A 22,386-nucleotide genomic window follows, 5' to 3' on the forward strand; every position below is an offset into this window, starting at 1 on the left:
CCCGGACACTCCCGGCAGGAGCGCTGGTCATCCCGCGCGCGAGCGCTCCGCAGCGGCTGGGCGAGCACGCCGTGGAAGGGGCCGAGGTGGACCGTCGCCGTGCGTGGTGTCAGACTCTCGGGGGTTCTCGGCGCGATCACCCGCGCCCGAACCGGTCCTGGGCGCCCCCGTGAGCCCGTGTCTATGCAGAGGGAGTGGGATGTGACGGAGCCGCGATCAGCCGCAGAGGAAGCACGCGACCCGAGCACGACGCCGGAGCGCCTTCTCGAGCTCACCGAGAAGCATCCCCAGCTGCAGAAGCTGATCGTGCTGAACCCGTCCTGTCCCGAGGTGGCACGGCAATGGATCCTGGCCACGAACCCCTGGGCCAAGGCGGCCTTCGAGGAGTCCTCGAGCGGCGCAGCCGAGGCACCTCGGGCCGAGAGTTCTGACGAGACCCGCGAGGACGAGAGTCCCGCCAGGTCCCGCGAGGACGAGAGCCCCGGCGAGTCCGATGAGTCCGACGAGGGCGGCGACGCCGAGGAGTCCCGCGACTCCGGCGAAGAGCCCGACGAGAGCGATGAGCCCGACGAGGTCTCCGTCTGGGGCGACTTCTCCGAGGACGGGCTCTGGGGAGAGGCGTCCCAGCCCGCCGACGGAGCAGGCAGCCACGCGACGCATCGGGCCGACGGAACGTCATCCACCGGCGGATCCGGACCGGTGAGAGTGCGGGTCGCGGAGGACCGCGGCGTGGTCCCGCTGGGCCCCGTGAACCCTTCCACGTCGCCGTCGAACGCCTCGCCGTCGAGCATCTCGCCGTCGGCCGTCTCACCGTCGAGCGCCTCACCGTCGAGCGCCTCACCGTCGACCGTCGGCCCCGCCGGAGCCGGAGCCGCGGCGGCAGGAGCTGCTGCCGGCGGGGCAGACCGCGCCGCGGGATCGCCCGCAGCGCCTGCCTCGCCTCCCGCCGCTCAGGCCCCTCCCGAGACAGCAGCGCTGACGTCCGGATCTGCGTCGACCGGTCCTGCACTGTCCGGACCGGCACCGACCGGACCCGCGCAGTCCGGACAGGTCTCGCCCGGACCGGTCTCTCCCCCGGCACAGTCACCGTCCACCGCATCAGCCCCGCCGTCGGCCGGGCCTGCGGCAGCCGCACCGGGGCTCGGAGCGGCTTCATGGCAGGGCTCTGCCTCGCAGCCTCAGCACCCGGTGGAGCCGACCCCGACAGCCGCCTACGGTCTGCCGGCGTTCTCCGGCCCGGCTGCGGCGCAGCACGGCGCTGGATCTCCGCCGCCTCCCGCGGGTTCCGAGTCGCCCGAGGGCACCGATCCGTCGCGGCGCCGTCTGTGGTTCGCCGGCGGCTGCTGCCTCCTGCTGGCGATCGTGCTGCTGATCGCCGGCGGCTTCGGGGCCCGCGCCCTGCTGGCCGGCAACGACGACGAGTACCAGCGCGACAGCTCCCCCTCCGCCGAGGAGGCGCCCTCCTCCGCTCCCGAGGAGGCCCCGACCACCACGGAGGAGGAGACCCCCTCGAAGGAGCCGGTCTCCCCCGCCCCCGATGGTGCGCACGAGATGACCGAGCTCCGGTCCCCCTCCGGGAACATCACCTGCCAGCTCGAGAAGGACACCGTGGCCTGCTCGATCGTGGAGCGCGGCTTCACCGGCGCCGGGCTCGAGGACTGCTCGGACGGTCCCTTCTCGATGAAGGTCAGCAAGGGCACCGCCGTCCGCGCCTGCGGGTCCTCGTACCTCAGCGACACCGCCGAGACGCTCGAGTACGAGGAGAGCGCCAAGCACGGCAACACGGCCTGCACCAGCCGTTCCGAGGGAATGACCTGCTGGAACACCGACACCGGACACGGCTTCTCGGTCAACCGGGCGTCGTACGAGACGTTCTGATCCGCTGACCTCCCGCGTCGACCCGCTCGGGCACCACGCACCACGCACCACGAACGACGAGGACCCCCTCGGATCGACGATCCGAGGGGGTCCTCTCACGAGCTGGAGACGGGAATCGAACCCGCAACCACCTGTTTACAAGACAGGTGCGCTACCGTTGCGCCACTCCAGCGGGCGGATGCGGCCGATGCCTCGACCGCACCCGGAAGTCTAGAGGACCCCTGAGGGCCCTGCAGACAGTCCGATCAGCCCTGACCGGCGTCCGAGGCGCCACCGGCGTCGGAGGCCGCGGACTTGCCGCCTGCGGCCAGCACGGCCTCGCGCAGGGCGCCCGGGGTGACCCAGTCCTGGAACTGGGTGCCGTCGATCTCGACGTAGGGCGTGCCTTCTGTCTTGTCCTTCGCGTACGGCTCGGCGACCTTGCGAACCCACGGCTGATAGGTCTTGGCGTCGATCGTGGCCTTGACGTCCTCCGACGCTCCGGCCTCCTTCGCATAGGCCCAGATCTGATCATCGGTGAGACCGGCCGAGTTCTCCGCCGGCTGGTTGGCGAAGAGGAGCTGCATGAAGGCCATCGCCTGGTCAGGGTCCTCCTCGTACACGGCGACCATCGCGGCCGCGGTACGGGTGGAGTAGTCACCGGTGGTCGACGCCGAATCCAGCAGGCGCCGCGGCACGAGGTGGAGGGTGACCTCCTCGTCGTCGACCATCTTCTGGACGTCCTTGCCGTTGATCTCCTCGAACTGGCCGCAGATGGGGCACATGAAGTCCAGGTGCATCTCGAGCACCGGCTTCCCGGAGTCCTCCGGGGCGCCGAACGTGAGGTACGGCTGGTCCTCGCTCATGCTCTGCGGCACCGCGACGGGACCTTCGGGCTGCGCGGAGCGGTAGATGAGGACCCCGAGACCGGTCGCGATGGCCAGCGCCACCACGACGATCACGGCGATCACCACGGTGCGCACGGTGCGCTGGCGGCGCAGCTCGTTCTGGCGCTGCTGGCGGAGGGCCTCCCGCTGCGCCTCGCGACGCTCCTGCGCCGACTTCGACGGCGTTGACTTCGACGAACCGGACGCGGCCATGAATGCTCCTAGCCCCCGATCCGGGGCTGCGGTGGGTAACAGGTCGATGAGAGTTTAACCGTCGATCCCTGGGCGGGAACGGGATGGATGGGCCACTTCACGCCGACGGGATCCGCCGACGGGGGCGATGCTGCGCGCGACGGGCCGTTTCAGGCGCGGCGCGCACGCCGCTTCAGCGGCGCCAGATGGCGATGTCCTCCAGCGTGGGACCGTCGGGGAAGGGGAAGTAGTCGACCACGCCCTCGCGGGCGAGCACGGTGAAGACCACAGCGCCGAGCAGCAGGATGAGCAGCACGAGCACCACGGCGGTCCAGACTCTGTCCGGGGCGGCCGAATCGAGTATCCGGTGCGCGCCGTTGCGGGTGGTCCGGCTGCCGATCCCGACCCACGTGATCAGCAGCGTGACCGCCATCGCGGTCGCATACGCGGCCCCGTCCGGCGGCGCGGCCCCCTGGAGCAGCGTCCAGGCGGCGTCGAGGGCGATCCCGACGAGCACCCCGAGGATGAGTGGGAACAGTGCCTGCAGCGCGATCTCGAGCAGACCGAGCAGGAAGCGGAAGGGGCTCGCGAACCCTGCCGCCCACGCCGGCCCGGATCCCGTGGAGCCGCGCAGGCGTTTGCCGGCGACCGCGTTGTGCGACCGCTCCCAGGTGCGGGCGAGCGCACCGAGCAGGAGGAACACCGCGAGCGCCGCATACGGGGCGACCGCCGCGAGCGTGACGATCAGCAGGTGGCCGATCCACACCAGGAACGGCCGTCGGGGTGGCAGCGGGGTGGCCCAGGCGCCCAGCATCCGCTGACTGCCGTCGGCACCAGGGACGCCCTGCTGCGGCCCGAACTGCTGGCCCGCAGGCTGCTGCGGCGCGAGCTGCTGAGGAGCCGGCTGCTGGTGCACCGGATGAGGGTGCTGCTGGGGAGCCTGCTGGGGAGGCATCGCCTGCTGCACGGGCGCCGCGGAGGGCGGGTGGGGGCCACGCTGGACCGGATGCGCCGAGGGTCCGGGGAAGCCGGAGCTCTGCTGCTCCGCCGGGGCCGGTGGGATGACGGGCAGCTGCTGCGTCGGGGCGGCGAACACCGGGAGCGCCTCCGTGGGCGCCTCGACCGGTGTGCTCTGCCGCGGCAGCGCCTCCGTCGGCGCCTCCATCGGAGCGTCCTGCGGGGTGCCCACGCGCGGCAGTGCCTGGGTGGGCTGCTCGGCGGAGCTGTCGGTCGTGCCGTCGGCGGCCTGCTCGCTCGGCGTGCCGGTCACCGGGAGCATCTCCGTGGGCGGGTCGCCGGCCCCCGTCGAGCGGCTGTCCATCGCCTCGGTCCCGGCGGTCCCACCGGATGCCGTCGCGCCGGCTGCTGTCGCGCCGGATACGGCGGCCGCGCCCGCAGCTGCACCCGCAGCCGCGGGCAGCGCGGCGGTGGACCCGTCGGCCCGGAGAGCCTCCGTCGGCCCGGCGTCCTCGAAGCGCGTGAGGTCGAGCTCTGCGAGACGCGCGAGCAGATCCTGCGGGGCGGGCCGTTTCTCCGGCTCGGACTGCAGGGCCGAGCGCAGCCAGTCGGCGAGCTCCACGGGGAGCCCCTCGACGTCGAGCTCACCACGCTCGGCGCGCAGGAACACCAGATCGGCGCGCCCGCTGCCGAAGGGATCGCGGCCGGTCGCCGCGAAGGACAGCAGCGCCGCCCAGGACCACCAGTCCCCGGCCTCGCCGGTGTGGTCGGTGCGGATCACCTCGGGGTCCAGGTAGGCGGCCGTTCCCATCACCAGCCCGGTCGACGTCAGACGGGACTCCTCGGCGGCGATCGCGATCCCGAAGTCGATGATCACCGGATCGAGCCGGTCGCCGTCGGGATCGAAGACCGCGAGATCCTCCTCGGAGGTCCCCCGCAGCATGATGTTGCTGGGTTTGAGATCGCGATGGATCACGCCGGAGCGGTGGATGGCATGCAGGGTGTCGCCCATGACCAGGCCGATCTCGCGCACCGCCTCCGGATGCAGCCCGCCGTTGACCCGCACCGCATCCTCGAGCGTGGGACCCGGGACGAACTCGGTGACGACGAAGGCGTCGGAGGACTCGAGCTCGGCATCGAGGATCCGCACGATGTTGTCATTGCGCACGAGCTTCTGCGCGGCGACCTCCCGCGCCAGGCGCTCGCGCGCCCGGGGGTCGTCGGAGATCTCGTGGCGCAGCAGCTTGATCGCCACGTCGTGGCCGTCCGCGTCATGGGCGCGGTAGACGATCCCCATGCCCCCCGCGCCGATCCGACCCAGGATCTCGTAGCCGGAGTCCTCGGCGAGCGCGGTCAAGCGCGGATCCTGCCGCGTGCTGCGCGACGTCCTCGACGTTCCCGGCGACCTGGAATGCCCGGAGTGCCCAGTGGGCCCGGGGGAACCGGCAGACGGATGCTCGACCATGACCGCCATGCTACGAGGCACTGGACCCCGATCGCGCCGACTTCACCGCTCCCCCACACGGCCCGCACCGCAGATGCGCACGCGGAGCCCGCGGCGCACCGTCCCGGATGTGCTCATGCGCTCCCATGACGGGTCCTCCTCGTGAGACGATCCCCGAGCGGTGCGGTGGGCACCGCGGTGACCGCGGCCACGGCCCGGCATCCGAGAGGAAGGGCTCCCATGCGCTCAAATCTGTTCGACGCGGCCAATCAGGAACGACAGACGACCGACCGGTGGGCACTGCAGTCCAACAAGCTGCTGCGCTGCTCGCTGACCCCCGACGCTCCCGAGATCATCTCGGCCTCCGGCGCGATGGTCGCCTACCAGGGGCAGATGGACTTCTCGTACCAGGGCTCCGGCGGCGGCATGAAGCTGCTCAAGAAGATGGCCACCGGCGAGGGCGGCAACATGATGCGCACCCGCGGCCAGGGGGAGATCTTCTATGCCCGCCAGGCCGACGAGATCTTCCTGATCCAGCTCGAGGGCGAGGCCCTCACCCTGAACACGAAGAACATGCTCGCCTTCGACAGCTCCATCCAGTGGGACATCAAGTCCCTGGGCGGGGCGGGCTTCATGGCCGGCGGTCTGTTCAACCTGTTCCTGCAGGGACAGGGCATGGTCGCCGTGACCTCGGACGGCCCGCCGATGCTCCTGGACTGCTCCCAGCAGCCCACCTTCGTGGATCCGCAGGCGGCGGTGTGCTGGTCGGCGAACCTCCAGCCCCAGATCAAGAACGACTTCAAGATGGGCTCGCTGATCGGGCGCGGCTCCGGCGAGTCCTTCCAGCTGGGCTTCCACGGCCCGGGCTTCGTCGTGGTCCAGCCCTCCGAGGGCATCCAGATCCCCAGCAGTTCCTGACCGCAGCATCCAGCATCGACCTGCTCCGGATGCCTACGATGGTCCGGTGAGAATCGCAGCACCCGGAGCACCGGTCGACGAGCTGGCCGCGCTCGGCCCTCGAGGCCGGCGCCTGGCCGCGACGTCGGCGGCGAGCATGTTCGCCGCCGACGTCTCCGCGCCGACACCCGTGATCGACCCTGTCCCGGTGGTCCTGGACGCCGAGGACTGGGACACGCTCTCCGCAGGCCTGATCCAGAGGGTGCGACTGCTCGACGCCCTCTACGCCGACCTCTACGGCCCCCGCACCGTGCTCGGCACGGACGTCGCCCCGGCCGCCGAGCTGCTCCAGGATCCCGCCTATCTGCGCTCCGCGATCGGGATCCCCTCCCGCGGCGCCACCCACCTGTTCGCCGTGACCAGCACCGTCGCCCGTCAGGCCGATGGCAGCTGGGTCGTGCTCGAGGACAGCGTGGACGTGCCCGACGGGGCAGGCTTCGCCCTCGAGCTGCGGCGGGTCCTCTCACGGTGCGCGCCGTCGCTGTACCGTTCCACGGAGCTTCGACGGCTGCATCCCTTCTTCGACACCGTGCGCACGGCGCTGCACCGGCGCACCCGCACCGACGGTCGCGCCGGGAGGACCGTCGTGCTCACCGCCGGAGACCCGGACGACCCCCTGCGCGCGTTCGATCAAAGCTGGCTCGCCAACCTCCTGGGCTCTCCTGTGGTCTCGGTCGGCGATCTGCAGACGGGGTCGGGCTCGTTGACGCTGCGCCTGCCCGGCGTGGATTCCGATCCCGGCGACACGGTCGACGCACTGGTCCGTCTGCTCCCCTCCGCCCAGCTGGATCCGCTGGACCTGGGCCCCACCCCGTACGGCGGGGTCACCGGGCTGGTCGAGGCCGCACGCTGCGGCGACGTCGAGATGCTCAACCCCTTCGGTGCCGGGCTGCTGGAGAACCCCGCCCTGCGCGCCGCTCTCCCGGACCTGTGCCGCCAGATCCTCCACGAGGACCTCCAGCTGCGTCCCGCAGCCCGGCCCACCGGCGAGTCCCCCGGCGCAGAGCCGTCGCGGTGGCTGTCGTCGGATCCTGCCGGTGGCGACGAGCTGGTGGAGCGCCCGGCGCGGCTGCGCCTGTTGGTGATCGCCTCGGAGGACGGCTACGAGGTGCTACCCGGCGGCGTCGCCCACACCGATGACGAGGCCCCCGAGGCGCTCAAGGACATCTGGGTCACGGTCCCGGAGAGCTTCGCCCTGCCCGAGGGTGCCGCCGACTCGGGCTCGGCCCCGGCGAACGGCGCCGGTGTGGACCTCGGAGTGCTCACCGCCTATCCGGCGATGACCCGGTCCATCGGCTCGGACCTGTTCTGGTTCGGCCGCTACCTCGAACGGGTCGACTCCACCGCGAGGCTGCTGCGCACCGTGCTGGACACCTCGAACGATCTGGGCTCGGAACGGAGCGCCTCCGCCGGCACCGCGCAGGCCGTCCTGCTGGGCGCGGTCACCGACGTCACCACCACGTATCCGGGGTTCCTGGACCTGGACGCGCAGGATCCGGAGTCGGTGCGCAGCGAGATCTCCAGCCTGCTCACGGACAGCGGCCGTCCCGGGTCGCTCGCCCAGTCCTATGCCTCCCTCGCGCACACCACCCGGACCCTGCGCGACCTCATCTCCGACGACGTCTGGCCGGTCATCGCCCGCATGCGCGGCAGCTTCCACCTGCTGGCCGGCAGCGAGAACCGGCCCCTCGAGCAGGGCCTGACGGACATCGTCGACGGCTGCCTGACCCTGTCCGGGGCGGTCGCCGACTCGATGCCCCGCAACCTCGGCTGGGATCTCACCGAGGTGGGCCGCAAGCTGGAGAGGACCATGGGGCTGCTGTCCCTGCTGCGCGCCACCCTGGGACACCGCCGCACCCGTGCCGCAGAGGCCCGCATCGCCGGGGCGGTCGCCCTGATCACGGAATCCGGGGCCTCCTACCGGCGCACGTTCCATGCCGCGGTGCAGCCCGAGCTCCTGCTCGAGCTGCTGCTCCACGACACCACGCTGCCCCGCTCGATCGCCTTCCAGCTGGACCGGCTGAACTCCACCCTGGACCGACTGCCGGAGGTGACGCCCTCGCCCGAGCTGCGGGCGCCGCTGACCGCGCTGCGCTCGCGCATCGGCTCCTGGCAGCCGCAGGAGCTGCTGCGGCCCGCGTCGACGCCGGGAACGGTGTCCGACTCCCCGTCGGGCTCCCCGTCCGGTTCGGTGCCCGGTCCCCCGTCGGCTCCCACGCCGACCCCGGCTCCCCCGTCGGCCCCGACGCCGGCGGCGCGCGGTGGCGCCCCGACCTCGATGCTCGAGGAGGCCGACGCCGCGATCGGGTCCCTGCGCGAGCTCGCCACGGCACTGGAGAACCGATTCTTCCGACCCTCGGAGTCCACCTCCCGATGGGGGATCGATGATGTCTGATCACCAGCAGGCCCGCCAGCACGCGCCCGAGATCCCGCTGCGCGGCGAGGATGATCCGTCGGCCGACGCCGTCGACTACCTCGTGCACCACCTGACCAGCTACCGCTATGCGAAGCCGGTCTCGCGGAACTACGGGCGCGCCCACGTCGAGCCCCGCGCCACCCCGTACCAGCGGGTGCTCTCCCATGAGGTGGTCGTGGACCCGGTCCCCACCCGGCTCACGGCCCATACCGACTTCTACGGCAACTCCTCGACCTATCTGTTGGTCGACGGCCCCCACTCCCAGCTCGACGTGCACTCCCATGCCCGGGTGACCGTCTCCGAGCGGCGCTACCCCGCCGAGGCGATGTCACGCCCCTGGGAGCAGTGCGGACCGGATCACTGGGGCCCGCTCCTGCCCGCGGAGAGCATCGATTTCGTGCACCCGTCGCCGCGGATCCCCGACCAGGGCGAGGCCCACGAGATCTCGGCGAGCGTGTTCACGCCGGAGCGCCCCATCGGGGATTGCCTCGCGGATCTCACCGGGTGGATCCACGCGAACTTCACCTATGACTCCGGCGCGACCACGGTGACCTCGACGCTCGAGGAAGTCCTCGCGGAACGGCACGGGGTCTGCCAGGACTTCGCGCACGTGGGGGTCGCCGCGGTGCGGGCGGCGGGCCTCGCCGCCCGATACGTCTCGGGCTACCTGCGCACAGCGCCGTCCTCCGAGGGCGCCCTGGTCACCGAGCCGGCCGACGAGATGATCGGCTCGGCCGCCTCCCACGCCTGGCTCAGCGTGCTCGTGCCCGGCATCGGCTGGGTGGACATCGATCCCACCAACCGCACCTTCGTGGACCAGCGCTTCGTCACGACCGCCTGGGGGCGCGACTATGCGGACGTCCCGCCGCTGAAGGGCATCGTCGTCGGACCGCCCGGAGCGACCAGCACCCTCAATGTAGCCGTCGGCGTGGTGCCGGTCGCGCCCGGGGCGCCCGGAACGCTCTGAACGCTCCGGGGCGCCGAGCCTCAGGGCGGTCGCAGGTCGTGCGTCGGCAGATGACGGACGACGACGAACATGACATCTGGAGTTTCCCGACGTACGTCGACGTATAGCTCCTGATCAGCACGAGCGCTCTCGGGACAGGCGGCCGGAAGCGGCACGGAGTGAGTCGGCCCGCTCACACCGACCGGGATCGGGACGAATTTCGCGTATATGGTTGTGCGGAAATCAGCGTGCGTCCGATGACGCACCGGACCAGGCGCCCCGCGCCACGAGACCGAGGTGAGATGTCCTTCTCCCAGCAGCCCTTCCGCCTGGCCGTGATCGGCTCCGGCCCCGCCGGCGTGTACGCCGCCGAGACCCTTCTGCGCACCGAGCGCGCCAAGAACGGTGACCTCGACGTCGCGATCGACCTCTTCGACCGCCTTCCGGCACCGTTCGGCCTGATCCGCTACGGGGTCGCCCCCGACCACCCGCGCATCAAGGGCATCATCACCGCCCTGCACCGCATCCTCGGCCGCGGCGACATCCGCTTCCTCGGCGATGTCGATTTCGGCACCGATCTCACGGCCGAGGACCTCCGCACCCACTACGACGCGGTCATCTTCGCCACCGGGGCCCTCAAGGACGCGGATCTCGACATCCCCGGCATCGAGCTGGACGGCTCCTACGGCGCCGCCGACTTCGTGGCCTGGTACGACGGCAACCCCGACTACCCCCGCACCTGGGAGCTCGACGCCGAGTCCGTCGCCGTGATCGGCAACGGCAACGTCGCCCTCGATGTGGCGCGCGTGCTCTCCAAGAGCGCTGACGAGCTGCTGCGCACCGAGATCCCCGCGAACGTCCACGAGGGCCTGCAGTCCGCGGCGACCACCGATGTGCACGTCTTCGGCCGGCGCGGCCCCGCCCAGACGAAGTTCTCGCCGCTCGAGGCCCGCGAGCTCGCCCACCCCCAGGGTCTGCAGGTCGTCATGGACCCCCGTGACGTCGAGCAGATCACCGACGCCCAGTGGGAGGCCATCAAGGCGGACAAGCGCACCGACCAGGTCACCCAGACGTTCGTGGGCTGGCTCGAGGAGCAGCAGCGCCGCGAGGCCGCCGGCGAGGAGCCGACGGACAGGAACGGCGGCCCCGTGCAGCGTCGCCTGCACATGCACTTCTGGCACCGTCCCGTCGAGGTCATCGGCGAGGACGGGAAGGTCACCGGCATGCGCTTCGAGCGCACCCGCCTCGACGACGAGGGCCGCGTCGCGGGCACCGGCGAGTTCATCGACTACGAGCTGGGCGCCGTCTACCGCGCCGTCGGCTACCACGGCTCCGAGCTCCCTGGCATGCCCTACGACGCGAAGCGCGGCGTGATCTGCAACGTCGCCGGCCGCGTCACCGAGGCCGATGGCACGCTCGTGCCGGGCGTCTACGCCAACGGATGGATCAAGCGTGGCCCGGTGGGCCTGATCGGTGCCACGAAATCCGACGCGATCGAGACCATCTCGAGCCTGCTCGAGGACATCGACGCCGGTCGCCTGACTGCCGCGCCCGAACGCGACAACGATGCGATCCTGCGCCTGCTCGAGGACCGGGGCGTGCAGTACACGACCTGGGACGGCTGGACGGCGCTGGACGAGCACGAGAAGGCCCTCGGTGCCGCCGCGGTGGATGCCGACGGCGAGCCCCGTGCCCGCGTCAAGGTCGTCGAGCGCGACGAGATGGTCTCCGTCTCCCGCGCCGGGATGCCCGAGCATTCCCGCGCCTGATCCCTGATCAACCCCGCGCCTGTTCCCTGATCACTCCCCTGGAGGATGCTGTGCTCGTTCTCGGATCGATCCTGGCTCTGGCCGCGGCACTGCTCCACGGGTTCATCTTCGCCCTGGAGTCGCTCCTGTGGGGTACGCCCCGCGCCCAGAAGGTGTTCGGGGAGCAGAGCGCCGCGGAGGCCTCCGCGACTCACGACCTGGCGTTCAACCAGGGGTTCTACAACCTGTTCCTCGCGGTGCTCGCGGCGCTCGGCGCAGTTCTCGCCGTGGCTGGGGTGACCACGGTGGGCATCACGCTCATGCTCGCCGGCACCGGGTGCATGCTCGCCGCGGCGACCGTGCTGCTGCTCAGCTCCCCCACGCATCGGGGAGCCGCGGTGAAGCAGGGAACGCTCCCGCTGCTCGCCGTGATCACGCTGCTGATCTCCCTCGCGCTCTGACCGGAGGCGTGCTCGGCCCCACTCGCCCACCGGCAAGCTGGCCCGCGCCATTCGCTCACCGGGTCACCGGATCACCAGGGGCCCGGCAAGCTCGCCCGCTCGCTCTCTCGCGCATGAGCAGACAAACCCCGCGCCCCCGACCGAGAAGCAGACACTCCCCGCCCGCCTCATCGATTCCCTTGATCCGCTTCGCTCATGAAGCGAATCAAGGGAATCGCCGCATCCTCCCGGTGAACCGATCCTGCACTGCACGGAACGTCACGACCACCGGGCACCTCGCACCGCGGATCCGTCCCCTGGCATCGTGTACCTCGCACCGCAGATCCGTCACCTGACACCGGGCACCAGCGGCCAGCTCCGCCCGGATCACGCCGCCGGCCGTTGGTCGACAGCTTCGCTGTGGGCTCTGATCCGCTGTTCGGCAGTTCTGATGGCTTCGTCCAGCAGGGCGAAGAAGTCCTTGGAGTCCTTATGGTCCTCCACGGTGATCCGCAGGACCGCCCATCCATCTCGGTGCAGCAGCTCGTCCTTCGCGTGATCCTTCCGAGCCTGCTCTTCCGTGAAATGCCGCTTGCCGTCGTACTCGATCGCAATCTTCCACGCGGGGTACGCGAGATCGATCCAGTACTCCTTGCCGGTCACCGGGTCACGGACCGGACGGTTCGTCTCGGGCTCGGGATACCCCGCTCGGATCACCATCAGACGCGTGGTGGTCTCGCGCGGCGAGTCGACCCAGTCCCGAGCATCACGGACGGCCGCCCTCAGCGCACGAATACCGCGCGCACGCCGTCCCCGGCACGCTGTCCGCACTGCATCCACCGTGAGCCCGCCCGATACTCGAATCCGTGATCCCAGGGAGTCGATGCAGGCCACGAGCTCGTCATGGCTGAGCAAGGGCGCCAGATCCAGCAGTACGGAGAACGGATGCTCCACCGTGACTCCGTCGACGACGAGTGACGGACGATCCCTGCGCACGTGGACCGTGAGCTTCCGCGCCGAGCCTCGTTTCTGCTCGGGCTGAACCGTGCAGTGGATGGTCGCGCCGCCCTCCCAGGTGAGCTTCTCCGGCAGCGGGAGCCCCAGGAGCTCTGCCGCCGTGACGTGGCAGATGAGACTTCCGGGGATCACTCTCCTCTGGAGGATCCGCGCCACCTCTCGGACCCCGGCCGGCTGTGCGTCCACGGTGTAGCACCCGGGGAGCACACGCCGGAACTCGGGGCTCGACAGCCTTCGGGTACTCACCCCCATCCTGAGCATCCCGACGCGCGTGAACACTCGACCCGGCGGAATGATTCCTCCAGTACTGCCCGCACTGCTGCTCATCCCCCGACAGTAGGAACTCGGTGGGTCGCAGAGACTGCTGCGGCCCCCGCAGTGGACAAGATCCACTGGGGAGGAAAGACGAGCACACGCCAGTCCACCGAGCGCGGAGTCCGGGCCGGCGCGCCGAACCAATACACGAGAACGTCCCGCCAACGTCACGAATCAGTGGAATCGGCACCCGGAGACCGGACCGGGGCACGAGGAACAGGCACCGCATGGGGCACGCGGCACCCAGAGCGGGGCACGGAGCACGGCACCCGGCGCGGGGCCCGGGGCAGGAGGAACGAGGCACCCAGTCCCCAGCGCCCGGTCGTCAAGCGCCGGGCCAGGGCCGACGCGCCGAACCAATCCACGAGAACGTCCCGCCAGCGTTACGAAACAGTGGAATCGGTCAACGGGCGAGGCGAAACGGGACTCTGAGGATGGGTCAGCGGGTCGGCCCAACGGATCAGCGGGTCGGCCCAACGGCCCAACGGCCCAACGGCCCAACGGATCAGCGGGTCGGCCCAACGGATCAGCGGGTCGGCCCAACGGCCCAACGGCCCAACGGATCAGCGGGTCGACGGGTCGGCCCAGCGGGTCGACGGGCCATCAGGTCGGCGGGTCGGCGCTCACAGGCGCGACGCTCAGCGGCGGATGCTGGCGAGGTAGTCGCCGATGCGATCCACGGCGTTCGCGAGCATCTCCGCGGACGGCAGCGTGACCAGGCGGAAGTGGTCCGGGGTGTCGAGGTTGAAGCCGGTGCCGTGGGTGACCAGCAGCTTCTGCTGACGCAGCAGGTCGTAGGCGAACTGCTCGTCGTCCTCGATGGCGTACATCTCGCGGTCCAGCTTGGGGAACATGTACAGCGCCCCCTGCGCCTTGATCACGCTGACACCGTCGATCGCACTGAGACCCTCGTAGGCGACGTCGCGCTGCTCGCGCAGCCGCCCGCCGGGAAGCAGCAGCTGATTGATCGACTGGTGCCCGCCGAGCGCCGTCGCGACGACGTGCTGGGCCGGGACGTTCGGGCACAGGCGCATGTTCGAGAGCACGTCCAGGCCCTCGATGAAGCTGGTCGCGTCGTCCTTCGGCCCGTACAGCGCCATCCAGCCCGCACGGAAACCGGCGACCCGGTAGGCCTTGGAGAGCCCGTTGAAGGTGATCGACAGCAGATCCGGGGCGAGCGAGGCGATCGAGGTGTGGACCGCGTCGTCGTACAGGATCTTGTCGTAGATCTCGTCGGCCAAGATCATCAGGCCGTGCGTGCGGGCCACCTCCACGATGTCGCGCAGCACGTGCTCGGGGTACACGGAGCCGGTGGGGTTGTTGGGGTTGATGACCACGATGGCCTTGGTGCGATCGGTGACCTTCGAGGCGATGTCCTCGACGTCGGGCCACCACTGCTGCTCCTCATCGCAGCGGTAGTGCACGGCGCGGCCGCCGGCCAGCGACACCGAGGCGGTCCACAGCGGGTAGTCCGGCTGCGGCACGAGCACCTCGTCGCCGTCGTCGACGAGTCCCTGGCACACCATCTGGATCAGCTCGGAGACACCGTTGCCGAGGTAGACGTCGTCGAGGTCGATGCCGGGCATGTCGCGCATCTGGTAGTACTGCGCGACGGCGCGACGGGCCGCGGGGATGCCCTTGGAGTCCGAGTAGCCCTGCGCGGTGGGCAGGTTCTTGATCATGTCGACGAGGATCTCGTCGGGCGCCTCGAAGCCGAACGGCGCGGGGTTGCCGATGTTCAGCTTGAGGATCGCGTGGCCCTCGGCCTCCATGCGAGCTGCCTCGGCAGGCACCGGTCCCCTGATCTCGTAGCACACGTCGCGCAGCTTGGAGGACTGGGTGAAGATCATTCGGGGGCTCCTGGCCTGGTCGGGTCGGGTCGCCACAGGATATCGCCGGACGACCGACCGCAGATCCCGTGACCGCACTGCAACACCGAGAAGCCCTTGACGTCCGTCGAAGTGTTTAGTTTCATGGTTTCAGTTAAGGCGGCACGCCGGCCGACGGAACGCTCGAGAACGGACTCATGAGCGGCCTCCACCCGGTCGATCCATCTCGATCGGCGGCACCATCCGTCGTCCGCCGCCCCGCGTTCGCAACCCGTCCCGCCCTGTCCTGTCCTGTCCTGTCCCGCCCCATCCCGCACCGCACCGCACCGCACCGCACCGCACCGCACCATCCCGTCCCGTCCCGTCCCGTCCCGGAGGTCATCGATGTCCCCACGCAGGACCCCTGTCAGCACAGCCGTCACCGCGCCCAGCCCGGGCTCCACGCAGCGGATCCACCTGACGGCGTCCGGGGTCTCCGTGGTGCTGGACGTGACCGACGGCCGCTCACCCGCCATCGCCCACTGGGGCGCCGCCCTGGGGCCGCTCGGTCCGGAGGGTCTGGAGGCTGTGTGCGCGACGGCCGTCGAGCCGGTCCCCCACAACGCCGTCGACGTGCCGCTGCGCATCGCGATCATCCCTCAGCAGTGCGACGGCTGGATCGGCCGGCCGGGACTGACCGGTTCACGGCCCGACGACTCCGGATGGGCGCCGCGCCTGGTCACGCACGCGATCTCCCTCGACGGCGACCTGCTGACCACCCCGCATGCCGAGGCCGGTGCAGCGCTGGTGCGCGCCGATCTGGCCGACGAGGAGCTCGGGCTCGAGATCGCCCTCGAGATCGAGCTGCTCCCGTCGGGCCTCCTGCGCCAGCGCGCCACCTGCACGAACACCGCAGACGTTCCGTACGCGCTGGAGGAGCTCACCGTCTCCGTCCCCGTGCCCGGCGACGCCGATGAGCTGCTGGACTTCGCCGGCCGCTGGTCCAAGGAGCGCACCCCGCAGCGCAGCGCCTTCACCGTCGGCACCCACCTGCGCGAGAACCGTCGGGGCCGCACCGGGGCCGACGCCGCCCATGTGCTGCACGCCGGGCGGCCCGGGTTCGGCTTCCGCCACGGCGAGGTCTGGGGCGTGCACACCGCGTTCTCGGGCAACCACCGCCATCTCGCGGAGCAGGTCAACACCGGCAGCCGGATCCTCGGCGGCGGCGAGCTCCTGCTGCCGGGTGAGGCGGTGCTGGATCCCGGCAAGTCCTACGCGGGCCCGTGGCTCTATGCCTCCTACGGCGAGGGGCTCGACGAGGTTGCCTCCCGCTTCCACCGGCACCTGCGCGCGCGACCGCACCATGTGGACACCGACCGGCCTGTCACCTTGAACGTGTGGGAGGCCGTCTACTTCGACCACGATCTCGCCCGGCTCACCGACCTCGCCGACCGCGCCGCCGATCTCGGCGTGGAGCGGTTCGTGCTGGACGACGGCTGGTTCGGATCCCGTCGCGATGACACCTCCGGGCTCGGCGACTGGACCGTCTCGGCCGAGGCCTGGCCGGGCGGACTGGGCCCGCTGGTCGACCACGTCACCGGCCGCGGCATGGAGTTCGGCCTCTGGTTCGAGCCCGAGATGGTCAACGAGGACTCCGACGTGGCCCGGGCGCACCCGGAGTGGGTCATGGCCCCCTCCCCCGACCGGATCCCGCTGGAGTCCCGCCACCAGCAGGTGCTGAACCTGTCGATCCCCGAGGCCTTCGCCCACGTGCGCGAGCAGATGGGTGCGGTGCTGGACGCGTACGACATCGGCTACATCAAGTGGGACCACAACCGCGATCTGCTCGAAGCCGCCACCCGCGGCACCGGCCGCGCCGCCGTCCACGCCCAGACCCTCGCCACCTACCGGCTGATGGACGAGCTGAAGGCCGCCCACCCCGGGCTCGAGATCGAGTCCTGCTCCTCCGGTGGCGCCCGCGTGGACCTCGAGGTGCTCGAGCGCACCGACCGGGTGTGGGTCTCGGACTGCATCGACCCCCTGGACCGCCACCAGATGAACCGCTGGACCTCGCAGCTCGTCCCGCTCGAGCTCATGGGCAGCCACATCGCCTCGGGCCGCTCCCACACCACGGGGCGCCTGCACACCCTCGACTTCCGCGCCGCGAGCGCCCTGTTCGGCCACCTCGGCATCGAATGGGACCTCACGCAGGCGAGCGCGGAGGAGACCGCCGCGCTGCGCTCCTGGATCACCCTCTACAAGGACCGCCGCGACCTGCTGTTCACCGGCGACCTGGTGCGCGCCGATCGCGGCGACAGCCCGCTGTGGCTGCACGGCGTCGTCTCCCCGCAGCGCGACCGTGCCCTGTTCACCCTCGCCGCCGTCGGCCGCTCCGACCGTTCGCAGCACGACCGGCTCCGCCTCCCCGGGCTCGACCCCGAGGCCATCTACCGCGTCCTGCCGCTGGCGACCGACGCCCGCACCAGCAGCCTCATCCCGCCGCGCTGGATGCAGCTGGCCCGGGAGTCCGCCGAGGACGGCGGCCTCCTCCTCCCCGGCGCGGCCCTCATGGTCTCCGGCCTCGCCACCCCGCTCCTCGATCCCGAGCAGGCGCTCCTGATCGACATCACCCGCGCAGAGGCCTCCTGACCTCCACGCGCTGTACGCACGGAGCCGGGACGTCCGGCTCCGTCCGACGAAAGAAGGTAGCCATGTCCACCGCGACGACGTCGACGCGGTCGGCCCCGAGACGCCGACGGAAGGACGACACGAAGCTGGCGCTGCTGTTCATCGCGCCAGCGACCGTCGGCCTCCTGGTGTTCCTCGTGTGGCCGCTGCTGACCGGCCTGTACTACTCCTTCACGGAGTACACGACCCTCACCCCGCCCCAGTGGATCGGGCTCGAGAACTATCAGCGGCTGATCGCCGACCCGATCTTCTGGAAGTCCCTCAAGGTCACGGTGCTGTACGTGCTGATCAACATCGGCGTGCAGACGGTCGTGGCCCTGCTGATCGCGGTGCTCATGCAGCGCCTGACCCAGTCCACGATCCTGCGCTCCCTCGTGCTGACCCCGTACCTGGTCTCCAACGTGGTCGCGGCGATCACGTTCCTGTGGATCCTCGACACCCAGCTGGGCATCTTCAACATCTTCCTGACCTGGATCGGCTTCGACCCGGTCTCCTTCTGGTCCAGCGAGACCTGGGTGATCCCGACCGTCGCGCTGGTCAACGTGTGGCGCCACATGGGCTATACGGCGCTGCTGCTGTTCGCGGGCCTGCAGTCCATCCCCACCCATCTCTACGAGGCGGCGCGCACCGAGGGGGCCGGCGAGATCACCCAGTTCCGTCGCATCACCCTGCCGCTGCTGCGCCCGATCCTGGCGCTGGTGCTGATCATGACGATCATCGGCTCGTTCCAGGTGTTCGACACGATCTCCGTGACCACCCAGGGCGGTCCGGCCGACGCCTCGAAGGTGCTGCAGATGTACATCTATGAGAACGCCTTCGCCCAGTACGAGTTCGGCTACGCCTCGGCCCTGTCCGTCGCGCTCCTGGTGATCCTCATGGTCATCACGTTCACGCAGTACTGGCTGACCAAGGCCGGACAGTCGGACCTGGACTGACGGGAGAGGACACCATGACCACCACATCGCACCCCGTCACCGGCAGCCCCGGCACCGCCGGCCCCACGAACTCCAGCGACCCCACCGGTCGCACCATCCAGCGGCCGAAGAAGCCGATCCCCTGGGGGAAGATCGCGGCCTGGGCCGTGATGGTGATCTTCCTGCTGATCACCCTGTTCCCCTTCTACTGGATGCTCCGCACGGCGCTGTCCAGCAACAACGCCCTGGCCACCGATCCCGGCAGCCTGCTGCCGGTCGGGATGAACGCCGGCGGCTTCGAGCGCGTCTTCGGCCTGCAGGACGTCGAGACCGCGATCTCCCAGGGCGGCAGCGGCGCCTCGATCAACTTCTGGCGCTACCTGCTGAACTCCGTCATCGTCGCGACCGCCGTGACCGTCGTGCAGACCTTCTCCTGCGCGATGGCGGCCTACGCGTTCTCGCGACTGCGCTGGCGCGGCCGCGAGACGGTGTTCATGATCTTCCTGGGCTCGCTGATGATCCCGCAGATCTTCACCCTGCTGCCCAACTTCATCCTGATCAAGAACCTCGGCCTGGTCGACACGCTGCTCGGCATCATGCTGCCCACGCTGTTCATCTCGAGCTTCGCGATCTTCTTCCTGCGCCAGTTCTTCAACAACATCTCCCGCGAGGTCGAGGAGGCCGCCCTGATCGACGGGGCGAGCAAGGCGCGCGTGTTCTTCATGCTCATCCTGCCGATGTCCAGCGCCCCGCTGGCCACCCTCGCCCTGCTGACCTACATGTCCGCGTGGAACGAGTACTTCTGGTCGCTGATGGTGTCCTACACCGATCAGTCCCGCGTGCTCACCGTCGCGCTCGGCGTCTTCCGGGCCCAGGCGCCCGGCACCGGCCCCGACTGGTCGGGCCTGATGGCCGCGACGCTGGTCGCCGCCGCCCCCATGCTGATCCTCTTCGCGCTCTTCGCGAAGAAGATCGTCAACTCCATCGGTTTCAGCGGGATCAAGTGAGGTGCCCCAGATGAACTCCCCGATCCACCGAGCACGCACTGCTCGCACCGCCCCGTCCCCCTCCACCCCTCCGACAGCCGTGCCCCGGGCCGACGGACGATCCCTGTCCCGTCGGCGCCTGCTGCAGGGCTCTGCGGCCCTGGCCGCCGGTGCCACCGCGGCCGGAGCGCTGTCCGCCTGCGGAGGCGCCTCCGCCCCGGCGGGAGCCACCCAGATCGACTACTGGCTGTGGGACGCAAACCAGCTCCCCGCCTACTCGGCCGCGATCGATCTCTTCATGGAGAAGAATCCCGATGTCTTCGTGCGCGTCACCCAGCTGGGCTGGGACGACTACTGGACGAAGCTGACGGCGAGCTTCGTGGCGGAGGCCGGTCCCGACGCCTTCGCCGATCACCTCGCCCGCTACCCGGAGTTCCTCAAGCTCGGGGTGATCGCTCCGCTGGATGGCCTGGGACCGCTCGACGACATCCCGGCCACGCAGTTCCAGGACGGTCTGCAGGAGCTGTGGACCGGCCAGGACGGCAAGCGGTACGGGATGCCCAAGGACTACGACACGATCGCGGTCATGTACGACAGGACGATGCTCGAGGAGGAGGGGCTCACCCCGGAGGACCTCGAGGATCTGGACTGGAATCCCGAGGACGGCGGCAGCTTCGAGAAGATGCTGGCCCGGCTCACCCTGGACGCGAACGGCGTGCGCGGCGACGAGGACGGCTTCGACCCGAAGAACGTGGCCCGCTACGGCATGGCCGCCGACAGCGGGATCGACTACACGGGCCAGACCAGCTGGTCCCCCTTCGCCTACTCGACCGGGTGGACGTTCACGGATGCGGACACCTGGGGAACGCATTTCAACTACGACGACGAGCGCTTCGCGGCCACCATGGACTGGTACTTCGGTCTCGTCGACAAGGGGCTCTTCCCGCCCTTCGGCGTGTTCGGCGACTCCAGCCCCACGCAGACCCAGGTGCAGACCGGCAAGGCGGCGCTGTCACTGGCCGGCTCGTGGATGATCACGACCTTCAACAACATGGAGGGCATGGAGCTGGGCATCGCCCCGCTCCCCTCGGGCCCCGTCGGCACGCCGATGTCGATGTTCAACGGGCTCGGGGACTCGATCTCCTCCCAGTCCGACAACAAGGAGGAGGCCGCCCGCCTGATCGCCTTCCTGGCCTCCGACGACGCCCAGCAGGTCATCGGCGAGCGCGCCCCGTTCTTCCCGTCGACCGATGTCGGCACCGAGGCGGCGATCGAGGCCTTCGCCGAGGAGGGACTGGACGTCACCCCGTTCACGGACCGGGTGGCCAATGGTGAGACCGGCCTGTACCCGCTGGTGGAGAACTCCGCCGCGATCATGCAGACCATGCAGGCGGCCTTCGACCAGTGCTGGATGCGGCAGCTCGACGGGGCGGACTTCGCCTCCTACAACGACCGGGTCAACGCCCTGTTCGAGTGATCGAGTGATCGGGTGATGCATTGACCGCGTGACGGAACGGCCGACGCCGGCGAGGGCGTCGGCCGTTCCGTCGTCCGAGGTCCGGGTGCCAGCAGCTCGCGCGCCGGCGGGTCCCCGGCGGTCGCGCCGGAGCCGGCGGGTCGGACGGCGCTCAGGGGACGCCGACGAACTCCTGGATGCCGATCACGGCCGCGCCCCGGGCCCACTCGTCGAAGTCCCCGCTGAGGGTGCGCACCACGAGGCCCTGCTGCCCGCGGGCGAGGGCCCGCTCCAGGGCCTCCTCGAAGATCGGGAACACCGCCCTGACCAGGTCCACGTTCTCGCCGCCGAGCACGATCGCCTGGGGATCGATCACGGCGACCAGGCTGCCCGCGGCGAGCGCGACGGCGCGGGCCAGGTCCTCGGCGATCTCCCGCGCGGCCCGATCCCCGGCGAGGACCAGGGCGCGCAGCTCGTCGATCCCCTCGTCGGCGGCGAGCACGCCTCGTGCCCGGGCCGCGCGCACGACGGCCTCGGTGCTGGCCACGTCGCGGATCGCGAGCGGCTCACCGTGGGCGTCATGGCTCACGGCGAGCCGGCCGGTGAGGCCCGCCATGTGATTCCGACCCTCGACGACCCGCCCGTCGATCACGGTGCCGAAGCCCACGCCGGCGCCGATCGTGAGCACGCCGAAGGAGCTGTAGGCACGGCCGATCCCGAACCAGTGCAGGCCGTTGATCATCGCGACCAGGTCGTTCTCGACCACGACGGGCAGCTGCACCCGGGCTTCGAGCACGGCGGCGAGCTCGACCGGGCTCTGCCATCCAAGGAGGTGCGCGGAGACGACGGTGCGTCGTCCGGCCACCAGGCCGCCCAGGCTCACCCCGATCCCGGCGACGTGCGGATGCGCCTCGAGGAGGGCCTCGACCGGGGTAAGGATCGCCTCGACGAGCTCGTCCGGGGAGCTGTCCTCGAGCGGGATCACGAGCTCCTCGAGCACGTTGCCGCGCACGGTGGTGACCACGGCGTGGACCTCCTGCGCCGTGACCTTGACGCCGATGAAGCGCGGGCCGCGGTTCTCCACGATGTCGAGGGGCTCATGGGGGCGTCCCTTGGGGCGCACCACGGCGGTGAGCGGGTGCAGGCGATCGTGGTCCAGCAGGTCGCGGGTGACCCTCGTGACGGTGGGCGCCGACAGGCCCAGCCGCTTGGTGAGCTCGCTGCGGGAGCGGGGACCGAAGCGCAGCAGGTCACGGTAGACGGCGCGCATGCTCTCGGTGCCGAGGTCGGCGACGACGTCCGGCCCTGCGCTGTGCTCCTCGTGACTGCCCTGCATAGCCCGAGCTTATCCGGCGTGG

General features: G+C 70.5%; 15 protein-coding genes and 1 tRNA gene. 10 read left to right on the forward strand and 6 right to left on the reverse strand.

Features of this window, described 5'->3' with window-relative positions:
* Positions 1 to 201 precede the first annotated feature (201 nt).
* Positions 202 to 1,878, forward strand: coding sequence for a variant leucine-rich repeat-containing protein (locus tag ABD093_RS07780; RefSeq protein WP_343923517.1), 1,677 nt, complete (start codon positions 202 to 204; stop codon positions 1,876 to 1,878).
* A 100-nt stretch (positions 1,879 to 1,978) separates the two neighbouring features.
* Here ABD093_RS07780 and ABD093_RS07785 read toward each other — a convergent pair.
* From ABD093_RS07785 to ABD093_RS07795, 3 genes are all read right to left on the reverse strand, one after another.
* A tRNA-Thr gene (locus ABD093_RS07785) sits at positions 1,979 to 2,050 on the reverse strand.
* 73 nt (positions 2,051 to 2,123) lie between these two features.
* Positions 2,124 to 2,957 (reverse strand): DsbA family protein, encoded by an 834-nt coding sequence (locus ABD093_RS07790; RefSeq protein ID WP_343923519.1) that lies wholly within the window; start codon positions 2,955 to 2,957, stop codon positions 2,124 to 2,126.
* A gap of 172 nt (positions 2,958 to 3,129) precedes the next feature.
* On the reverse strand, positions 3,130 to 5,250 hold the full coding sequence (locus ABD093_RS07795) for a serine/threonine-protein kinase (RefSeq protein WP_343923521.1): 2,121 nt from the start codon (positions 5,248 to 5,250) through the stop codon (positions 3,130 to 3,132).
* A gap of 327 nt (positions 5,251 to 5,577) precedes the next feature.
* Between ABD093_RS07795 and ABD093_RS07800 the strand changes: the two genes are divergently transcribed.
* The 5 genes from ABD093_RS07800 (at position 5,578) to ABD093_RS07820 (ending at position 11,865) form a co-directional block, all read left to right on the forward strand.
* Positions 5,578 to 6,255, forward strand: coding sequence for an AIM24 family protein (locus ABD093_RS07800; RefSeq protein WP_343923523.1), 678 nt, complete (start codon positions 5,578 to 5,580; stop codon positions 6,253 to 6,255).
* A gap of 46 nt (positions 6,256 to 6,301) precedes the next feature.
* Positions 6,302 to 8,689, forward strand: coding sequence for a circularly permuted type 2 ATP-grasp protein (locus tag ABD093_RS07805; protein WP_343923525.1), 2,388 nt, complete (start codon positions 6,302 to 6,304; stop codon positions 8,687 to 8,689).
* The gene (locus tag ABD093_RS07810) at positions 8,679 to 9,677 is read left to right on the forward strand and encodes a transglutaminase family protein (protein ID WP_343923527.1); all 999 of its coding nucleotides are present in this window, start codon (positions 8,679 to 8,681) and stop codon (positions 9,675 to 9,677) included. The genes ABD093_RS07805 and ABD093_RS07810 overlap by 11 nt, the downstream gene beginning before the upstream one ends.
* A gap of 281 nt (positions 9,678 to 9,958) precedes the next feature.
* On the forward strand, positions 9,959 to 11,425 hold the full coding sequence (locus ABD093_RS07815) for an FAD-dependent oxidoreductase (RefSeq protein WP_343923529.1): 1,467 nt from the start codon (positions 9,959 to 9,961) through the stop codon (positions 11,423 to 11,425).
* A gap of 50 nt (positions 11,426 to 11,475) precedes the next feature.
* Complete coding sequence (locus ABD093_RS07820; protein ID WP_343923531.1) at positions 11,476 to 11,865, forward strand: DUF1304 domain-containing protein; 390 nt, start codon at positions 11,476 to 11,478, stop codon at positions 11,863 to 11,865.
* Between the two features lie 366 nt (positions 11,866 to 12,231).
* On the opposite strand, the gene ABD093_RS07825 is transcribed toward ABD093_RS07820, so the two are convergent.
* Together ABD093_RS07825 and ABD093_RS07830 are read right to left on the reverse strand one after the other, a co-directional pair.
* Positions 12,232 to 13,047: an endonuclease domain-containing protein gene (locus tag ABD093_RS07825; RefSeq protein WP_343923533.1), complete on the reverse strand. Its 816-nt coding sequence runs from the start codon at positions 13,045 to 13,047 to the stop codon at positions 12,232 to 12,234.
* A gap of 767 nt (positions 13,048 to 13,814) precedes the next feature.
* Positions 13,815 to 15,026, reverse strand: a complete 1,212-nt coding sequence (locus ABD093_RS07830; protein WP_343923535.1) for a pyridoxal phosphate-dependent aminotransferase — start codon at positions 15,024 to 15,026, stop codon at positions 13,815 to 13,817.
* A 363-nt stretch (positions 15,027 to 15,389) separates the two neighbouring features.
* Between ABD093_RS07830 and ABD093_RS07835 the strand changes: the two genes are divergently transcribed.
* The 4 genes from ABD093_RS07835 to ABD093_RS07850 all read left to right on the forward strand — a co-directional run bounded on the left by ABD093_RS07835 (position 15,390) and on the right by ABD093_RS07850 (position 21,049).
* Positions 15,390 to 17,633 (forward strand): alpha-galactosidase, encoded by a 2,244-nt coding sequence (locus tag ABD093_RS07835; RefSeq protein WP_343923537.1) that lies wholly within the window; start codon positions 15,390 to 15,392, stop codon positions 17,631 to 17,633.
* Between the two features lie 62 nt (positions 17,634 to 17,695).
* Positions 17,696 to 18,607 (forward strand): carbohydrate ABC transporter permease, encoded by a 912-nt coding sequence (locus ABD093_RS07840; protein ID WP_193118040.1) that lies wholly within the window; start codon positions 17,696 to 17,698, stop codon positions 18,605 to 18,607.
* Between the two features lie 14 nt (positions 18,608 to 18,621).
* On the forward strand, positions 18,622 to 19,593 hold the full coding sequence (locus tag ABD093_RS07845; protein ID WP_193118041.1) for a carbohydrate ABC transporter permease: 972 nt from the start codon (positions 18,622 to 18,624) through the stop codon (positions 19,591 to 19,593).
* 10 nt (positions 19,594 to 19,603) lie between these two features.
* Complete coding sequence (locus tag ABD093_RS07850; RefSeq protein ID WP_343923541.1) at positions 19,604 to 21,049, forward strand: ABC transporter substrate-binding protein; 1,446 nt, start codon at positions 19,604 to 19,606, stop codon at positions 21,047 to 21,049.
* 151 nt (positions 21,050 to 21,200) lie between these two features.
* Here the strand turns inward: ABD093_RS07850 and ABD093_RS07855 are convergent, their stop codons facing one another.
* The gene (locus tag ABD093_RS07855) at positions 21,201 to 22,364 is read right to left on the reverse strand and encodes an ROK family protein (RefSeq protein ID WP_343923543.1); all 1,164 of its coding nucleotides are present in this window, start codon (positions 22,362 to 22,364) and stop codon (positions 21,201 to 21,203) included.
* Positions 22,365 to 22,386 lie beyond the last annotated feature (22 nt).

The sequence above is a fragment of the Brachybacterium tyrofermentans genome, assembly GCF_039526165.1.
Lineage (GTDB): Bacteria > Actinomycetota > Actinomycetes > Actinomycetales > Dermabacteraceae > Brachybacterium > Brachybacterium tyrofermentans.